This is a genomic window from Nonomuraea sp. NPDC050663 (genome assembly GCF_044456985.1).
Classification (GTDB): Bacteria; Actinomycetota; Actinomycetes; order Streptosporangiales; family Streptosporangiaceae; genus Nonomuraea.
Genome location: NZ_JBITGL010000008.1, coordinates 278,871 through 293,381, shown reverse-complemented (window position 1 = coordinate 293,381; position 14,511 = coordinate 278,871). Strand labels below are relative to the sequence as shown.

Sequence of the window (14,511 nt, the reverse complement as noted above, 5' to 3'; positions counted from 1 at the left end):
ACATGACCAGAGTCACCCCCCACCGCGTCTGGCGCAAGAGGAGCTTGCTCCTCTGGACTTCCACGATCATCGACGAGGAGTACATCCCACCCGCCAAAGGGCCCCTGGCGGCAGTCGGCAAGCTCGTTCGCTGGAGGTCGGAGATCGGCGCCACCGCGGTGCTGTCTCTGACGGCCTACCAGATCACCGTCTGGTCCGATGCGACCATCGCGGCGCTCTCCTTCGCGGGCATGGTGATCGCCTCACTAGGCACGCCGGCCCTGCGCAAGCGGTGCGTGGAGTATGCGGTCGGCCTGATCGTCCGCCACCGGTTCCAGGGGTTATGCCAGCAGACCCTGATGAGGACCAAAACCGGCAGGCTGCCGCTCGTGCTGAAGACGGAGGTGCACGACGGCAGCGTGTATCTGCTTCTCGGCCTGCGTTCGGGGATGTCGCCGGAGCTGATCGAGGACTATCTGCCGGAGATCAGGACGGCCTGCCTGGCGGAGGGCGTCGACCTCGCGCCGCATCCGCTCAAAGGTCCTCTGGTCACCCTGAGAGTCGATCAGCCCTGGGGCTTGTAGCCCCGGTGCATCGCCACGATTCCCAGCGACATGTTCCGCCAAGCCACCCGCTCCCACCCGGCCCGCTGGATGACCGCCGCGAGCGATGGCTGGTCGTGCCAGTCGCGGATCGACTCCGCCAGGTACTCGTAGGAGTCGTCGTTCGACCCGAACACCTTGGCCACCTTCGGCAGCATCCGCATCAGGTACTCGCGATACACCACGTCGAACGACTTGATGGTGACGTGCGAGAACTCCAGGATCACCAGCCTCCCGCCCGGCCTGGTCACCCGCAGCATCTCCCTCAGCGCCCGTTCGGTGTCGTTGACGTTGCGCAGCGCCACGGAGATGGTCACCGCGTCGAACGAGTCGTCGGCGAACGGCAGCCTGGTCGCGTCGCCGGCGATGAACGGCAGCCCGTCGCCCGACAGCGCGTTGCCGCCCCTTCGGCGTACGCCGGTGGCGAGCATGCCCATGGAGAAGTCGCACGCGATCGCCCTGGCGCCCAGGGTGGTGAAGGAGTCGGTGGAGGTGCCCGTGCCGGCGCCCAGGTCGAGCACGACCTCGCCGGGACCCGCGTCGACCGCGGCGGCGACGGCCTTGCGCCACAACCTGACCTGGCCCATCGAGATCACGTCGTTGACCAGGTCGTAGCGGCGGGCCGTGCGATCGAACATCGCGGCGACCTCGTGCGGCTTCTTGTCCAACTGGGCGCGGGTCATGCGTCAAGCCTACGGGTCATGCGTCAAGCGTAGAGGCCGGGTGAACCGGGCCTGTGTACGGCACAGGAAAACGCACAAGGTAGCGATGCCGTTACAAAGAGTGTGCTAGGACTTGGCGGATGATTGCCCGTACGGTCCTTGCGGCGGCACTCGCCATGGCTCCGGTCGCCCACTCCCGCGTGGTGAGCACCGACCCGGCCGACAACACGCCGCACGTCCTTGACGGCATCGTCAACGCGCTCGCCCTGGTCGGTGACACGGTGGTGGTGGGCGGGTCGTTCAGCGAGGTGGCCGACGCCTCCAGGAGCAGGACCTATCCGCGCGACAACGTGTTCGCCTTCGACCTCAAGACCGGCCGTATCAAGGAGGCGTTCGCGCCCGGCCTCGACGGTCCGGTGCACGCTCTGGTGGCGGGCGCCGACGGCACCGTCTATGTGGGTGGCGACTTCTCGTCCGCCAAGCTGCGCCGTCTGCGCCTGTCGGACGGCAGTGCCGTACGCGGCTTCTCCCCCAGGGTCTCCGGCGGCATGGTGACCGCGCTGGCGCGCCGCGGCGCGCAGTTGTACGTGGGCGGCGACTTCGTTCGCCCGCGTACGGCTCTGGCCAGGCTGGACGCCAGCACCGGGGCGGCGGATCCGGGCTTCGACATCGTCGCCGGCGCGCCGCGCACCCCGCGCGTGAAGGTGTACGCCATGGCGGTCTCGAAGGACCGGCTGGTGGTCGACGGCACTTTCACCACGCTCGACGGCCTGCCGCGTCCGCAGCTCGGAGTGATCGACACGGTTGCGGCGAAGGTGGCCGACTGGCACACCGACGCCTACGAGCCGGAGTGCATGGACGTCTTCCCGTCGTATGTGCGCGGCCTGGACCTGTCGCCGGACGGCCGCTACTTCGCGGTGGTGACCACCGGCGGCCCGATGGGGCCCGGCAAGCTGTGCGACACGACGGCCAGGTTCGAGACGTACGACAAGGGCACGGACATCGATCCCACGTGGGTCAACCACACCGGCGGCGACTCGTTGTACTCGGTGGCCGTGACCGGCAAGGCCGTATATGTGGGGGGTCACCAGCGGTGGCTCGACAACCCGCTCGGCCGCGATTCAGCGGGGCACGGAGCGGTGGAGCGCGAAGGCATCGGGGCGATTCACCCGAAGACCGGAAAAGCGCTCGGCTGGAATCCCGGTCGCGAACGCGGGATCGGGGTCAAAGCATTTCTTGCGCACCGTGACGGCCTACTCGTCGGTAGTGACACAACGCGGCTCGGTCAGGAGTACCATGCCCGGATTGGCATGTTCCCCCTGCCTTAGGCCCCTTCTGTGGGCTTGGGCTGGTCGAGCCTGTTGCTGATCTTCGAACTCACCGCGTCGCGCTGCTTCGACAGCAGCACATAGCTGGCGACTCCGCTCACCACGAAGGCGAGAGCCAGGAGCAGAATCCCTCTGGCGCCGAGGAGAAAGAGAAGCCCGAGGCTGACGAGGAACAGGCCGATTCGGGACAAGGTGTAAACGAGGACAGGATGCACAGGTCGAGATTACTCGGCCTCGCGGGTGTCCGCTCTTCGCATCCGGCGCTTGCACTGCTACTGTTCCCAGTCAGGTGCTTTCGTAAAGAAACACCCACGAGAGCCCCAAAGAGGCTCTATCATATAACAATCGGGCAGTCAGCTGGTAACAACCGTGGATCATTGGCTGAAACCACGGATAAATCAGGCTTCGCTCGACACACTGGTTACCTGTCCGCCCGCTGGCAGGAAGCGGGATGCGAGGGGGAGAGATTGGTGGAGAGTAGCAGCGAGCGTCTGCTGACCCCGGGTGAGGTTGCCGCCCTCTTCCGGGTAGACCCAAAGACGGTGACGCGCTGGGCCGCGGCAGGCCGCATCAGTAGCATCCGCACCCCCGGAGGGCACCGGCGCTTCCGTGAATCGGAAGTTCATGCCCTTCTTCGTGGCGAGGACGTGCTCACGGCCGACAGGCCGTCGGGCGAGTCCCCGCGCGTCTGACGTTCCGTCATCGGTGATCCTGCGTCACAACCGCAGGGTCACCGCTCGGATTCGCGCTGTGCCTCTTTCTGGGCCTTGTACTCCTGGAACTCGCGCTCCAGCTCGTCGTTCTCCGCTGCCCAGCGCTTCTGCCGCTCGGCCAGCTCCTCCTCGGTGACCGACTCCCCCACCCACTTGTCGTAGTCGGGGTCGTCGGGAGCGAGCTCGACGTAGGCATTGCCGATCAACCGCCCGTCTTCGCTGGTGACGCTCTGCGGCACGCGCAGGGTCCCGTCAGCGAGGCGGATGACGTACATGGGTGACCACCTAAATCCCGTAGCGCCGGTTGAAGAAGAGCATGATGTCGAGCGCCAGCCTCGTGTCGCCGCTCAGCATGTCGACCAGCGCGGGACGTTGCCTCGACGCGATCGCCGCGAAGGCGTCGGCGAAGAACTCCTTGCGCCCCAGCCCGCCGCCCTGCCGGTGGAACGAGGAGGCCAGTAACGGTCTGGCCCGATCGTAGAGTGCCATGAACTGGGGCGAGTCGGAGACCCAATCACCATACGCGGCGTCGACGTCGTCGATCGCGTGACCCACCTCGTGCATCATCACATCGGGCGTGGGCGAGGGGCGATCCCCCACCACGATCTTGCGGTCGCCGTACGCGCCCGCGCAGATGTCCCACGTGGCCCGTCCCGACGGCAGCGGCGCACCGCGCAGGTAGCCCATGTCGTCGAGCTCGGGCACGCCGCCCGGCCCCACGTAGATGCCTTCAAGCCGGTCGGCCAGCAGTTCCTTGAGCCGGTCGGGCAGCCGCGCCAGGCTCTCCACGGCCCGTACGGCATCGGCGGAGGGAGGCCCGCGCCGCGCGTCCCACTGGCGGTGCAGGATGCGCTCCAGCTTGCCGCAGTGCTGCAGCCCGTCGCCGCGCGGCGGGAAGTCGGGCCGGTTGGGCTGGGCCCGCGGCGACTCGTAGGCCAGCTCGAAGTCCTGCCAGGTGTACTGAGGCCGGTCCACGACGGCCGCTGAGAGCCGCTCAGGCGCCTTCTCGGGCTTGTCGACCCAGATGGAGCGGTCGGAACCTCTTGGCGCGTTCCTGCGCCGGGAGAAGAGGTAGGAGCCTCGCCGCCACCAGCTCCCCCGCCGATGGCGGCCGCCGTCATCCGAGCGCGACATCACGCCCAGAAGGTTACGACGTGCTCCCCCTCCTGCGACAGGTCTCGCACGGCCCCGGAATGGCTTACAGTGCGGGCATGGCAGGTGTTCTTATCAGCCTTGCGGTGCTGGCCTTCTGGCTCTACTCGCTCTTCGACGTCATCACCACGCCCGAGGAGGAGACCAGGAACCTGCCGAAGGTGCTCTGGGTCCTCGTGATAGTCCTCGTCCCGATCATCGGCAGCGTCTTCTGGCTGATGCTCGGCCGCCCGCAGGGCCCGCGTGCCCCGCGCATGAGGTCTCCCCGGCTCGGCGGCGAGCCGCAGGCTCCCGCGCAGCCGCCGAAGGGTCCCGACGACGACCCCGACTTCCTCAAGGATCTCGAACGGCGGATGCGCGGCGAAGACTAGCCCGCCGCCTTCACGGCCAGCACGTTGCGGCGCCCCCACTCACCGAGGGGCGCCAGCGCCTCGTTCAGCGAGACGCCGCGCTCGGTCAGCGAATACTCCACGTGCGGCGGCACCTCGTCGAAGACCCGCCGGTGCACGATGCCGTCGTCCTCCAGCTCGCGCAGCTGGGCCGCGAGCACCTTCTCGGTGGCGCCGACCTCGCGCCGCAACTCGCCGAACCGGTGCGGGCGTTCTTCCAGCGCCCACAGGATCAGCACCTTCCACTTGCCGCCGATCACGTCCATCGCCGCGTCGATCCCGCAGTGGTAAGCCCCCGGCCTCATCACTAACCCTCCGGTAACCACGCACTCGAAAGTGCGTACTTGCTGGCTGACGCTCCGGAAGACAGCCTAATCGGCATGAATATCTCTGTTCTGGGCGCCGGTGCGATGGGCGCCGCTCTGATCCGTTCGTGGCTGGCGGCGGGCGCCGACGTGACCGTGTGGAACCGTACGGCCGGCAGGGCGCGGGCCATCGAGGGCGTCCGCGTGGCCGGCACTGTGGCCGAGGCGGTCGCCGCGTCCGACCTGGTGATCGTGGTCCTGCTCGACGACGCGTCGGTCGGTCAGGCGCTCGCGCAGGCCGATCTGGCGGGCAAGGACGTGGTCAACCTCACGACGAGCACGCCCGCCGAGGCCAGGGCGCGTGCCGAGTGGGTCGCGGCGCGGGGGGCGCGCTACCTCGACGGCGGCATCATGGCGGTGCCGCCGATGGTCGGCGTGCCCGAGGCGGGTGGCTACGTCTTCTACAGCGGGCCGGCGGAGGCGTTCGAGGCCCACCGTGACACCCTGGCCGTCCCGCTGGGCACCCGCTACGTCGGCGCCGACGCGGGGTTGGCGGCGCTCTACGACGTCGCCCTGCTCAGCGGTATGACCGGGTTGTTCGCCGGCATCTCGCACGCCTTCGCCCTGGTGCGCGGCGAGCAGGTCGACCTGAAGGAGTTCGCCGCGCTGCTGACCGCCTGGTTGTCGGCCATGGTGCCGGTCACCGACGAGATCGCCGCGCAGCTCGCCAGCGGCGACTACGTCACGGGGGTGAGCTCCAACCTGGCCATGATGGTCGAGGGCAACGCCACCCTGCTGCGCACCGCCGACGAGCAGGGCGTCAGCCCGGAGCTGCTGACGCCCTACATGGACCTGATGGCCAGGCGGCTGGCCGCCGGGCACGGCGACGAGGGCTCGACGGGCGTGATCGAGCTGCTAGACACCGGCGTAGCTGTGTAGCCCGCCCAGGAAGATGTTGACGCCGATCAGGTTGAACAGCAGGCAGCCGAAGGCCAGCAGCTGCACGACCGTGGCCGACTTGCCCCGCCATCCCGCCGTCACGCGGGCGTGCAGGTAGGCGGCGTAGGCCACCCAGGTGATGAAGGCCCACACCTCCTTGGGGTCCCAGCCCCAGTAGCGGCCCCAGGCCTTGTCGGCCCACATCGCGCCCGCGATGACGGCGAAGGTCCACACCGGGAAGGCCAGCACGATCGCCCGGTGCGCGATGCGCTCCAGGTCGGCGCGGGCGGGCAGGCGGGAGACGCCGTCGCCGCGCACGAGATACAGGATGCCCGCGACGGCTGCCACCACGAACATGCCCGTCGCCAGGATCGCGGCGGTGACGTGGATGGCGATCCAGTAGGAGTTGAGCGCCGGGACGACGGGACCGGCGGTGGTGTACCAGAACTTCACCGCCGCGCCCAGCCCGAGCGTGCCCGCGATCATCACGAAGGTGCCGAGCACCCTGACGTTGTAGCGGGTCTGCGTGATCAGGAAGGCGGCCACGGCGGCGAAGCTGATCGAGATCACGAACTCGTACAGGTTGCCCCACGGCCATCGGCCCACCGCCAGGCCGCGCAGCACGATGGCCGTCAGGTTGGCGAGCGCGCCGATCCAGGCCACCAGCAGCGCGGCCTTCCCGGCGGTCAGCGCCCAGGCCGGAGGTTCCGGGGTGCGCTCCTCCTCGGCGGCCTCGGCCCCTGCCGCGCCGACCGCGACCTTCTGCGGCTTCTCCGCGCGGGCCTTGCCGTACGCCAGCTCCAGAGCGAAGCCGATCATGGCGGCGAGGTAGGCCAGGACGGACACGAGGATGAGCGTGTCGCTCACCTCGGCCATCATCTCAACGGACATCCCTGTCTCCATCGGATAGGACCTTGACGATGTCTGAGAACTCCTCGGCGAAACCCGCCGCTGAGCCCTCGGTGCGAGTGAGCGCGCCGACCTCGCCGTCGCGCACGAAGACGCGGCGACGGCGGATCATGAGCGACATGACGATGCCCACGACGGCCAGCACGGCCGAGACCAGCGCCGGCGTGCGACCGGGATCGTAGGCGATCTGGAGCGTCATCCACTCCCTCACCCCGGTGAACTCGACCTTCGCGGTGCCGTCGGGCAGCGTGAACGAATCGCCGACCTTGAGCGCCTGCGAGCCCATGAAGCTGCGCTTCATCTTGGCCAGCACCTCGTCGGGGGCGATCTGGTAGACCGACGCGGGGATGCCGGAGCGGGTGCCGAGGTCGCCGCTGAAGGCGGCCATCAGGCGCAGCTCGGGCTCCAGCGCGGCCGGGTGGTACGACGCGCCGTGGCCGTCGCTCGAGGGCAGGAAGTTGAAGTACAGGCCCAGCTGCGACGGCTGGGCGTCGGGCAGCTTGACCACGCACTCCGACTGGAGCGTGGCCTTGGCCAGGATCAGGCAGGGCACCGCGCGGTCGGCGACCACGTCGCCCTTGCCGTCGGTGACCTTGATGATCGGGGCGTAGCCGTGGCCGATCAGGTACGTCTGGGTGCCGTTGATCTCCAGCGGCTCGTTGACCTTCAGCTCGTAGTCGTCGGTGTCGTTGACCTTGAGGAAGGCGGAGTAGTCGAGCTCCTGGCCGGTGGCCGAATAGCTGGTCTTGAAGTCGTCGAGCGTGAACCAGAAGGGTTCGAGCGACTCGGCGTTGACCTGCGAGCCGGGGATGAACCGGTCGTAGGTGGCCACGGTGTTGGCGAAGCCGTCGCCCTCGACGACCAGCACGTTGCCGCGGTAGCCGTACAGAGAGCCGATGCCGACCGCGACCAGCAGGCCCAGCAGCGAGACGTGGAAGAGCAGGTTGCCGGTCTCGCGCAGGTACCCCTTCTCGGCCGAGACCCAGCCGTCGCCGGTCTGCACGCGGAAGCGCTGCTTGCGCAGGCGGCGGGCCGCCTCGTCCAGCGGGATGTCGACGGGCGCGTGGTGCGGCAGGCGCGACAGGTTGCGCGGCGCTTCCGGCGGCCTGCGCCGCAGCTCCTTCACGAAGGTGAGGGTGCGCGGGATGATGCAGCCGATCAGCGAGGTGAACAGCAGCAGGTAGATCGCGGCGAACCACGGCGAGGTGAAGACGTCGAACAGCGACAGCCGTTCGTACCACTCGGCCAGCGCCGGGTCGTTCTGGTAGATCTGCGCGACCTTCTCTGGCTCCACGCCGCGCTGCGGCACCAGCGAGCCGGGGATGGAGGCCAGCGCGAACAGGAACAGCAGGATCAGCGCGGTCTTCATCGACGTCAGCGTGCGCCAGATCCAGCGCAGCCAGCCGAGGACGCCCAGGCCCTTCGGCTGCTGGGCGGCCTTCTCCGGAGTCTCCACGGCCATCAGATCACCGGCCTGAATCCGCCGATCCACGACTGCATCGAGGCCACCAGCTGGCCCCACAGTCCGGTCACGAGCAGCAGTCCGACGACCACCAGCAGGCCTCCGCCGATCCGGGTGATCATCGGGGTGTACCGCCTGATCGCCTTGAAAGTGGACAGCGCCTTGCTGTAGGCCAGCGCGGCGACGATGAAGGGGATGCCCAGGCCCAGGGCGTAGGCGACCGCCAGCAGCGCTCCGCGTCCGGCGCTGCCCTCGGTGACGCTCAGCGAGAGCACCACGGCCAGCATGGGGCCGATGCACGGGGTCCAGCCCAGGCCGAACACCACGCCGAGCAGCGGCGCGCCCGCCAGGCCCGCGGTGGGGGCGCGGTGGATGCGCACGTCGCGCATGAAACCGGGCAGCACGCCGAGGAAGGCCAGGCCCATCACGATGGTCAGGACGCCCACGATGCGGGTGATCACGTCGGCTCCGCCGTACAGCAGCGAGCCGAGCCCGCCGAACAGCGCGCCGCCCGCGACGAAGACGGCCGCGAAGCCGGCCACGAACAGCAGCGTGCCGACCACCAGGCGGCCCCGGCGCGGGTCGGCGCTCATGCCGGTGACGTACGACAGGTAGCCGGGCACCAGCGGCAGCACGCACGGCGAGAGGAACGAGACCAGCCCAGCCAGGACCGCGATCGGGAAGGCGAGCAGGAGCGAGCCGGAGGCGACGGTCTGCGACCAGGCGTCGACGAGGTCACTCATCGCGCACCTTGGTGACGGCGTTCATCAGGTCGGTGTACTTGACCGCGCCCAGCGCGCGGGCGGCGATGCGGCCCTGCTCGTCGATGATCAGCGTCGAGGGGATCGCCGCGGGCGGGATGGTGCCCTGGAAGGCCAGCGCGAGCCTGCCAGGCTGGTCGAACAGGCTCGGGTAGCCGGGCTGCTCGCTCTTCTCGAACGCCAGCGCCTCGGCCTTGCTGTCCTTGAAGTCGATGCCCAGGAACTCCACGCCGCTCGCCTTGGTCTTGGCCGCCACGTCCTTGAGGATCGGCGCCTCGGCGCGGCACGGGTTGCACCAGGAGGCCCAGAAGTTGAGCACGACGACCTTGCCCTGGAGCGCCTTGAGCGAGGCGGTGCCGCCGTCGAGGGTCGGGCCCTCGATCACGGGCGCGGGCTTGCGGTCGGCCGCCGCGAAGATCGTCATCTTGCCGTCGCCGGCGACGAAGCGGGTGTCGCCCGCCTGCGGCTGGCCATCCTGACCTGCCGCGCAGCCGGTGGCGACGACGGCGAGGAGTGCGAGAGCGAGGGAGGCAGCGCGCACGGAGGAAGATCTCCTTGTACTACAAGCGGTAGAGCTTGCAACTCTACCGGCGCGGTCAGGCGCCCGGCACAGTAGGGCCCTTGATGAGACTCCTGGCGGGCTCGCTGTAGCCGACGCTCACCAGGCGGTCGCCGTCGAAGGTGAAGCTCGTCAGGCTCGCGAGCTCGCACTGGCGGCGGCGCGGGTCGTGCCACAACCGCCGGCTCTCGGCGGCCAGGCGGCTCACCCAGATCGGCAGCTGGTGGCTGACCAGCACCGCTTCGTGGCCGCGCGCCTGCTCGCGCGCGGTCAGGATCATCGAGCGCATGCGGGCGACGACCTCGACGTACGGCTCGCCCCACGAAGGGCGGCGGGGGTTGAGGAAGTAGCGGTAGTTCTCCGGCCTGCGCATGAAGCCGGCGACCACCTTGCCCTCGAGGAAGTTGGCCGCCTCGATCAGGCGCTCGTCGAGCGTGGGCTCCATGCCGAGCGAGGCCGCCAGCGGGGCCGCCGTCTCCTGGGCACGCTCCAGGGGCGAGCTGAACAGGGCGACGATGTCGCGACCGGCCACCGACTTGGCGACGATCTCGGCCATCTGCCGCCCGCGCTCCGACAGGTGGTAATCGGGCAGCCTGCCGTACAGGACGCCTTGAGGATTGTGGACCTCACCGTGCCGCAGCAGGTGAACGACGGTCGTCTCAGCCATGGTGGGGCCAGCCTAGCGCGGTGACAGGCGTGAAAGGGTTGTGGGTCGTGAGCCCCCTCGCCATGTCGCTCGTCCTGGTCGCCGCCGCCTGCCACGCCTCGTGGAACCTGCTCAGCAAGCAGGCCTCCCGGGTCGACGGGGTGGTGTTCGTGTGGATCGTCGCGGTGGCCTCGACCGTGCTGTGGGCGCCGGTGGGAGCCGGCTACGTGCTCGTCACCGGCGACCTGCCCGGGTGGGACGACCTGGCGGTCGTGGCCGTCAGCGCGGCCCTGCACACCGCCTACTTCGTGACGCTCCAGCGCGGCTATCTCAAGGGCGACCTGTCCGTGGTCTACCCGATCGCCCGCGGCACCGGGCCGATGCTCGCCAGTGCTTTCGCCGTCGTCGTGCTGCACGAGCGGCCGGGGCTCATCGGCGGGCTGGGCATCGTGCTCGTCGGCATCGGGGTGTTCCTGATGAGCGGCGGCGGGCGCGCCGACGGGCCCGGCATCCTGTTCGGGCTGCTCACCGGGCTGTTCATCGCGGGCTACACGGTGTGGGACGCGCAGGTGGTCGGCGCCTTCGGGGTGGCGCCGCTGATCCTCACCTCGCTCGGGGAGGCGGGACGGGTGGTCCTGCTGGCGCCCGCGGTCCTGGGGCGCAAACGCAGCATGATCGCGGGCGTGTGGCGGGAGCACCGGTGGCGGATCATGGCGTCGGCGGTGCTGATGCCGCTGTCGTACCTGCTGGTGCTTTTCGCCTTCACCATGGCGCCGGTCAGCGTGGTCGCGCCGGCGCGGGAGGTGAGCGTGCTCATCGCGGTGCTGCTCGGCGGCAGGCTGCTGGCCGAGGGCGACCTGCGGCGCAGGCTGCTGGCCGCCGGGGTGATCCTCGGCGGCGTGGTGGCGATCGCGCTGAGCTGATCGCTTTCGGCTGCTCGGCTAGAGGCGGGCGCTGAACTCCTCGCCGGCCTCCGCCAGCGCCTCCACGGCGGCCCTGATCGCCGGGCGGCGGGCGGCGTCGGCGCGCCACAGCGTGTAGATACGCCGCGTCAGCCGCGGCAGCAACGGCACCATGCGCACCCCCTCCGGCACGCTCGTGCGCCCCATCCGCGGCACGATCGCGCACCCCAGCCCCGCCGCGACCAGGGCGAGCTGGGTGGGGTACTCGTCGGCCGTGATGCTGATGTCGGGCTCCAGCTCGGCGGTGCGCAGCGTGTAGACGAGCCAGTCGTAGCAGACCTGACCGACCGAGCTGCTGATCCACTTCTCGCCGATGAGGTCGGGCAGCTCCAGCTCCCGCCGTACGGCCAGCGGGTGGTCGGCGGGCAGGGCCAGGTCGGCGATGTCGTCGAAGAGGGTGCGCCGCGACAGCCCGTCGGGCGTGGCGAGCGGGCGGTTCATCCAGTCCTGCGCGACCACCAGGTCCAGCTCGCCGCGGGCGACCTCGCGCAGCGTGCGGTCGGGCTCGCGCTCGAACAGGTGGACCTCGAGCTCGGGGTGGCGCTCGCGCAGGATGACCAGCGCCCGGGGCAGCAGCCCGCGCGCGGCGGTCGGGAAGGCGCCGACGTTGAGGCGGCCGACGACGGCGCCACGCAGCGCCTGGAAGTCGGCCTCGGCGGTCTCGACCAGGGCCAGGATGCGTTCGGCGTGCTCGGCGAGCAGGCCGGCGGCGTCGGTCAGGCGCACGCCCCTGCCGTTGCGTTCGACCAGGGTCGCGCCGGTCTCCCGCTCCAGCTTGGCCAGCTGCTGGGAGACCGCGCTGGGGGTGACCATCAGCGCGTCGGCGGCCGCACCGACGGATCCGTAGACGTGCACGGCGTGAAGGGCCTTGAGACGGTTCAAGTCCAACATGTAAGCAAGCCTAAAGGGTTTAGCGTAGAAAGTCTCGCTTGTGGTTGAAGATGTAGCGTTGGAAAATATATGCATGCGAATGATTAAGCGGAACAAGCAGCAGTCGTCCGAGTCCTCCTACCTCCGGGTGCTCGCCGAGCAGGCCCGCAACCGCCGCGCCACCGCCGCTTCCAAGAAGTAGCGTGCGCCCCCGCCACGTGGCACTGGCCGTCGCACTGGCGGCCGTCTGGGGCTTCAACTTCGTCGTCATGCAAGTCGGCCTCCGCCACTTCCCGCCCCTGCTCTACGCCGCCCTCCGGTTCGGCCTGGCAGCCTTTCCCGCGCTGCTGTTCGTCGGCCGCCCCGGAGTGGCCTGGCGCTGGGTCCTCGGCGTCGCGGGCGCGATCGGCATCGGGCAGTTCGGCCTCCTGCTCGTCGGCATGAAGCTGGGGATGCCCGCCGGGCTCGCCTCCCTGGTCCTGCAGGCCTCCGCGGTGTTCACCGTGGTCTTCGCCGTCCTCCTGCTCGGGGAGCGGCTCACCACCCGCCGCGTGGTCGGCCTCGCCATCGCCTTCGCCGGCATCTTCCTGGTCGCCGTCGACTTCGGGCTCAGCGCGCCGCTGCTGCCCTTCCTGCTCTGCGTGGGCGCCGCCGCCGCCTGGGGACTGGGCAACGTCATCCAGCGCCGCGCCACCCCTCCCGACTCCCTGCGCTTCATGGTCTGGGTGAGCGCCCTGTCCGCGCCTCCCCTGCTCCTGCTGTCGCTCCTCGTCGAGGGCATGCCGGTGATCTCCTTCGAGCTCGAAGGATGGCTGTCGCTCGGCTACGTCGCCTTCATCTCGACGCTGGGCGGATTCGGCGTGTGGGGCTGGCTGCTCAAGCGCTACGACGCCTCGACCGTCGCGCCGTACTCCCTGCTCGTGCCGGTCTTCGGGCTGACCTCCGCGGCGCTGTTCGCCGGCGAGAGCGTCTCGGCCGTCGACGTGGCCGCCGGGATCCTGGTCGTCTGCGGCGTCCTCTACGCGGGGACCAGGCCACGCACCACCCCGCCGGCGAGGGAACTGGCTAGCCTGAAGGCGTGAGCGATCTCTCCTCTGTCGGGCTGGAGCGCGGTCGCGTCAGGCTCGCCGAGCACGACCCCCGCTGGTCCGCCGCCTTCGAGGACGTCAGGGCGCCGCTCGCCGCCGCGCTCGGCCCGCTCGCGGCGGGCATCGAGCACGTCGGCTCCACCGCCGTCCCCGGCCTGCCCGCCAAGCCGATCATCGACGTAGCCGTCGGGCTGACGCATGACGCGGACGTCGAGGCCGTGGTCGCCGCGCTCACCGGGCTCGGCTACCTGTTCAAGGGCGACCAGGGCGACGAGGGCGGGCTCCTGTTCGAGCTGCGCTCCGGCCCCGACGTCGGCGTCGCCCACGTGCACGCCGTACGGCACGGCGACCCGCAGTGGGTCGCCTACCTGGCCTTCCGCGACCGGCTCAGGGACGACGCGACGTTGCGCGACTCCTACGCGGCGCTGAAGCGGTCGCTGGCCGGGCGGTTCCCCTCCGACCGGCTGGAGTACACCGAGGGCAAGTCGCCGTTCATCAGGTCGCTCCCCGATCTGGCCTGGCTGGCGCACTCGTGGGCGCTGGTGCGCGCGCAGTTGCCGTCCGCGCCCGCCCGGATCCTGGAGGTCGGGTGCGGGCCGCTGGGCGGGCACGTGGCCGCGATGGCGGCGCTCGGCCACGACGTCACCGGCGTCGATCCGGAGGCTCCCGAGGGTCCGCCGTTCCACCGCACGCCAATCGAGGAGCTGCCTGACCGCGGACCGTACGACGTCGTCGTCGCGAGCCTGTCCCTCCACCACGTCGCCGACCCCGGCCAGGTGGTGGCGCTGCTGCACTCCCTGCTGGCTCCAGGCGGGCGGCTGGTGATCGTGGAGTGGGCGAGCGAGCGTTTCGACGAGGCCACCGCGCGCTGGTGCTTCGACCGCCTCGGATCCACCAGCGGGTGGTTGTCGCGGCGGGCGGCCGGGTGGCGCGAGTCCGGGCTGGGCTGGGACGACTTCGTGACCACATGGACGAAGGAGCACGGGATGCACCCGGCGGCCCGCATCCGCGACGCCGTCGCCGGGAGTTTCACGATACTCGAGGAGAGCTGGGGCCCGTACTACTTCGCCGACCTGGACGGGGTCACGGTCGAGGAGGAGCTCGCTGCGATCGACGCGGGAGAGGTCACCGCGTGCTGCCTGCGCCTCACCGCCCGGCGCCGATGAGGCCCGGCGGCCCCCGTGC

At 70.0% G+C, this 14,511-nt stretch carries 19 protein-coding genes; 8 read left to right on the top strand and 11 right to left on the bottom strand.

The genetic code is table 11. From position 1 onward, the window contains the following. Positions 1–2 precede the first annotated feature (2 nt). Complete coding sequence (locus ACIBH1_RS26325; RefSeq protein WP_397316581.1) at positions 3–563, top strand: hypothetical protein; 561 nt, start codon at positions 3–5, stop codon at positions 561–563. Here the strand turns inward: ACIBH1_RS26325 and ACIBH1_RS26320 are convergent. Then, a complete protein-coding gene (locus ACIBH1_RS26320; RefSeq protein WP_397316580.1) occupies positions 545–1,264 on the bottom strand; it encodes a demethylmenaquinone methyltransferase in 720 nt (239 codons plus the stop codon). The genes ACIBH1_RS26325 and ACIBH1_RS26320 overlap by 19 nt on opposite strands. A gap of 119 nt (positions 1,265–1,383) precedes the next feature. Here ACIBH1_RS26320 and ACIBH1_RS26315 point away from each other — a divergent pair, with 119 nt between their 5' ends. Then, a complete protein-coding gene (locus tag ACIBH1_RS26315; protein WP_397316579.1) occupies positions 1,384–2,571 on the top strand; it encodes a hypothetical protein in 1,188 nt (395 codons plus the stop codon). Here ACIBH1_RS26315 and ACIBH1_RS26310 read toward each other — a convergent pair. Beyond that, the gene (locus tag ACIBH1_RS26310; RefSeq protein WP_397316578.1) at positions 2,568–2,786 is read right to left on the bottom strand and encodes a DUF4229 domain-containing protein; all 219 of its coding nucleotides are present in this window, start codon (positions 2,784–2,786) and stop codon (positions 2,568–2,570) included. The two genes, ACIBH1_RS26315 and ACIBH1_RS26310, sit on opposite strands and share 4 nt — an antisense overlap. Before the next feature lie 255 nt (positions 2,787–3,041). Here ACIBH1_RS26310 and ACIBH1_RS26305 point away from each other — a divergent pair, with 255 nt between their 5' ends. Then, on the top strand, positions 3,042–3,263 hold the full coding sequence (locus tag ACIBH1_RS26305) for a BldC family transcriptional regulator (protein WP_397316782.1): 222 nt from the start codon (positions 3,042–3,044) through the stop codon (positions 3,261–3,263). 38 nt (positions 3,264–3,301) lie between these two features. Here the strand turns inward: ACIBH1_RS26305 and ACIBH1_RS26300 are convergent, their stop codons facing one another. Together ACIBH1_RS26300 and ACIBH1_RS26295 are read right to left on the bottom strand one after the other, a co-directional pair. Beyond that, the gene (locus ACIBH1_RS26300; protein ID WP_397316576.1) at positions 3,302–3,559 is read right to left on the bottom strand and encodes a hypothetical protein; all 258 of its coding nucleotides are present in this window, start codon (positions 3,557–3,559) and stop codon (positions 3,302–3,304) included. Positions 3,560–3,569: 10 nt separating this feature from the next. Continuing rightward, positions 3,570–4,418, bottom strand: a complete 849-nt coding sequence (locus tag ACIBH1_RS26295) for a hypothetical protein (protein WP_397316781.1) — start codon at positions 4,416–4,418, stop codon at positions 3,570–3,572. A gap of 77 nt (positions 4,419–4,495) precedes the next feature. Between ACIBH1_RS26295 and ACIBH1_RS26290 the strand changes: the two genes are divergently transcribed. After that, positions 4,496–4,807, top strand: a complete 312-nt coding sequence (locus ACIBH1_RS26290; protein WP_397316575.1) for a PLDc N-terminal domain-containing protein — start codon at positions 4,496–4,498, stop codon at positions 4,805–4,807. On the opposite strand, the gene ACIBH1_RS26285 is transcribed toward ACIBH1_RS26290, so the two are convergent. Further along, positions 4,804–5,130 (bottom strand): winged helix-turn-helix transcriptional regulator, encoded by a 327-nt coding sequence (locus tag ACIBH1_RS26285; protein WP_397316574.1) that lies wholly within the window; start codon positions 5,128–5,130, stop codon positions 4,804–4,806. The genes ACIBH1_RS26290 and ACIBH1_RS26285 overlap by 4 nt on opposite strands. A 75-nt stretch (positions 5,131–5,205) precedes the next feature. On the opposite strand from ACIBH1_RS26285, the gene ACIBH1_RS26280 reads away from it, so the two are divergent. After that, a complete protein-coding gene (locus ACIBH1_RS26280) occupies positions 5,206–6,069 on the top strand; it encodes an NAD(P)-dependent oxidoreductase (protein WP_397316573.1) in 864 nt (287 codons plus the stop codon). Here the strand turns inward: ACIBH1_RS26280 and ccsB are convergent. From ccsB to ACIBH1_RS26255, 5 genes are read right to left on the bottom strand one after another with little or no spacing between them, the layout of a single operon-like run. Further along, the gene (gene ccsB, locus ACIBH1_RS26275; protein ID WP_397316572.1) at positions 6,046–6,960 is read right to left on the bottom strand and encodes a c-type cytochrome biogenesis protein CcsB; all 915 of its coding nucleotides are present in this window, start codon (positions 6,958–6,960) and stop codon (positions 6,046–6,048) included. The two genes, ACIBH1_RS26280 and ccsB, sit on opposite strands and share 24 nt — an antisense overlap. Continuing rightward, positions 6,950–8,470, bottom strand: coding sequence for a cytochrome c biogenesis protein ResB (locus tag ACIBH1_RS26270; protein ID WP_397316571.1), 1,521 nt, complete (start codon positions 8,468–8,470; stop codon positions 6,950–6,952). Before ACIBH1_RS26270 ends, ccsB begins: the two co-directional genes overlap by 11 nt. Beyond that, positions 8,440–9,183 (bottom strand): cytochrome c biogenesis CcdA family protein, encoded by a 744-nt coding sequence (locus ACIBH1_RS26265; protein ID WP_397316570.1) that lies wholly within the window; start codon positions 9,181–9,183, stop codon positions 8,440–8,442. The genes ACIBH1_RS26270 and ACIBH1_RS26265 overlap by 31 nt, the downstream gene beginning before the upstream one ends. Next, on the bottom strand, positions 9,176–9,742 hold the full coding sequence (locus ACIBH1_RS26260; RefSeq protein ID WP_397316569.1) for a TlpA family protein disulfide reductase: 567 nt from the start codon (positions 9,740–9,742) through the stop codon (positions 9,176–9,178). The genes ACIBH1_RS26265 and ACIBH1_RS26260 overlap by 8 nt, the downstream gene beginning before the upstream one ends. Before the next feature lie 55 nt (positions 9,743–9,797). Continuing rightward, entirely contained in the window at positions 9,798–10,427 is a 630-nt protein-coding gene (locus tag ACIBH1_RS26255) for a histidine phosphatase family protein (protein WP_397316568.1), read from the bottom strand. Between the two features lie 47 nt (positions 10,428–10,474). On the opposite strand from ACIBH1_RS26255, the gene ACIBH1_RS26250 reads away from it, so the two are divergent. Continuing rightward, on the top strand, positions 10,475–11,329 hold the full coding sequence (locus tag ACIBH1_RS26250) for an EamA family transporter (RefSeq protein ID WP_397316567.1): 855 nt from the start codon (positions 10,475–10,477) through the stop codon (positions 11,327–11,329). Positions 11,330–11,347: 18 nt separating this feature from the next. Here the strand turns inward: ACIBH1_RS26250 and ACIBH1_RS26245 are convergent, their stop codons facing one another. After that, positions 11,348–12,259: a LysR family transcriptional regulator gene (locus ACIBH1_RS26245; protein WP_397316566.1), complete on the bottom strand. Its 912-nt coding sequence runs from the start codon at positions 12,257–12,259 to the stop codon at positions 11,348–11,350. A 182-nt stretch (positions 12,260–12,441) separates the two neighbouring features. Here ACIBH1_RS26245 and ACIBH1_RS26240 point away from each other — a divergent pair, with 182 nt between their 5' ends. Beyond that, a complete protein-coding gene (locus ACIBH1_RS26240; protein WP_397316565.1) occupies positions 12,442–13,320 on the top strand; it encodes an EamA family transporter in 879 nt (292 codons plus the stop codon). Continuing rightward, positions 13,317–14,492 (top strand): GrpB family protein, encoded by a 1,176-nt coding sequence (locus ACIBH1_RS26235; RefSeq protein WP_397316564.1) that lies wholly within the window; start codon positions 13,317–13,319, stop codon positions 14,490–14,492. Before ACIBH1_RS26240 ends, ACIBH1_RS26235 begins: the two co-directional genes overlap by 4 nt. The last annotated feature ends 19 nt before the right edge of the window (positions 14,493–14,511 follow it).

Coding starts and splice junctions, on each gene's coding strand:
- ACIBH1_RS26300 (WP_397316576.1), bottom strand. CDS start 3,559: ATGTACGTCATCCGCCTCGCTGACGGGACCCTGCGCGTGCCGCAGAGC.
- ACIBH1_RS26255 (WP_397316568.1), bottom strand. CDS start 10,427: ATGGCTGAGACGACCGTCGTTCACCTGCTGCGGCACGGTGAGGTCCAC.
- ACIBH1_RS26320 (WP_397316580.1), bottom strand. CDS start 1,264: ATGACCCGCGCCCAGTTGGACAAGAAGCCGCACGAGGTCGCCGCGATG.
- ACIBH1_RS26295 (WP_397316781.1), bottom strand. CDS start 4,418: ATGTCGCGCTCGGATGACGGCGGCCGCCATCGGCGGGGGAGCTGGTGG.
- ACIBH1_RS26315 (WP_397316579.1), top strand. CDS start 1,384: ATGATTGCCCGTACGGTCCTTGCGGCGGCACTCGCCATGGCTCCGGTC.
- ACIBH1_RS26285 (WP_397316574.1), bottom strand. CDS start 5,130: ATGAGGCCGGGGGCTTACCACTGCGGGATCGACGCGGCGATGGACGTG.
- ACIBH1_RS26280 (WP_397316573.1), top strand. CDS start 5,206: ATGAATATCTCTGTTCTGGGCGCCGGTGCGATGGGCGCCGCTCTGATC.
- ACIBH1_RS26245 (WP_397316566.1), bottom strand. CDS start 12,259: ATGTTGGACTTGAACCGTCTCAAGGCCCTTCACGCCGTGCACGTCTAC.
- ACIBH1_RS26290 (WP_397316575.1), top strand. CDS start 4,496: ATGGCAGGTGTTCTTATCAGCCTTGCGGTGCTGGCCTTCTGGCTCTAC.
- ACIBH1_RS26265 (WP_397316570.1), bottom strand. CDS start 9,183: ATGAGTGACCTCGTCGACGCCTGGTCGCAGACCGTCGCCTCCGGCTCG.
- ACIBH1_RS26325 (WP_397316581.1), top strand. CDS start 3: ATGACCAGAGTCACCCCCCACCGCGTCTGGCGCAAGAGGAGCTTGCTC.
- ccsB (WP_397316572.1), bottom strand. CDS start 6,960: ATGTCCGTTGAGATGATGGCCGAGGTGAGCGACACGCTCATCCTCGTG.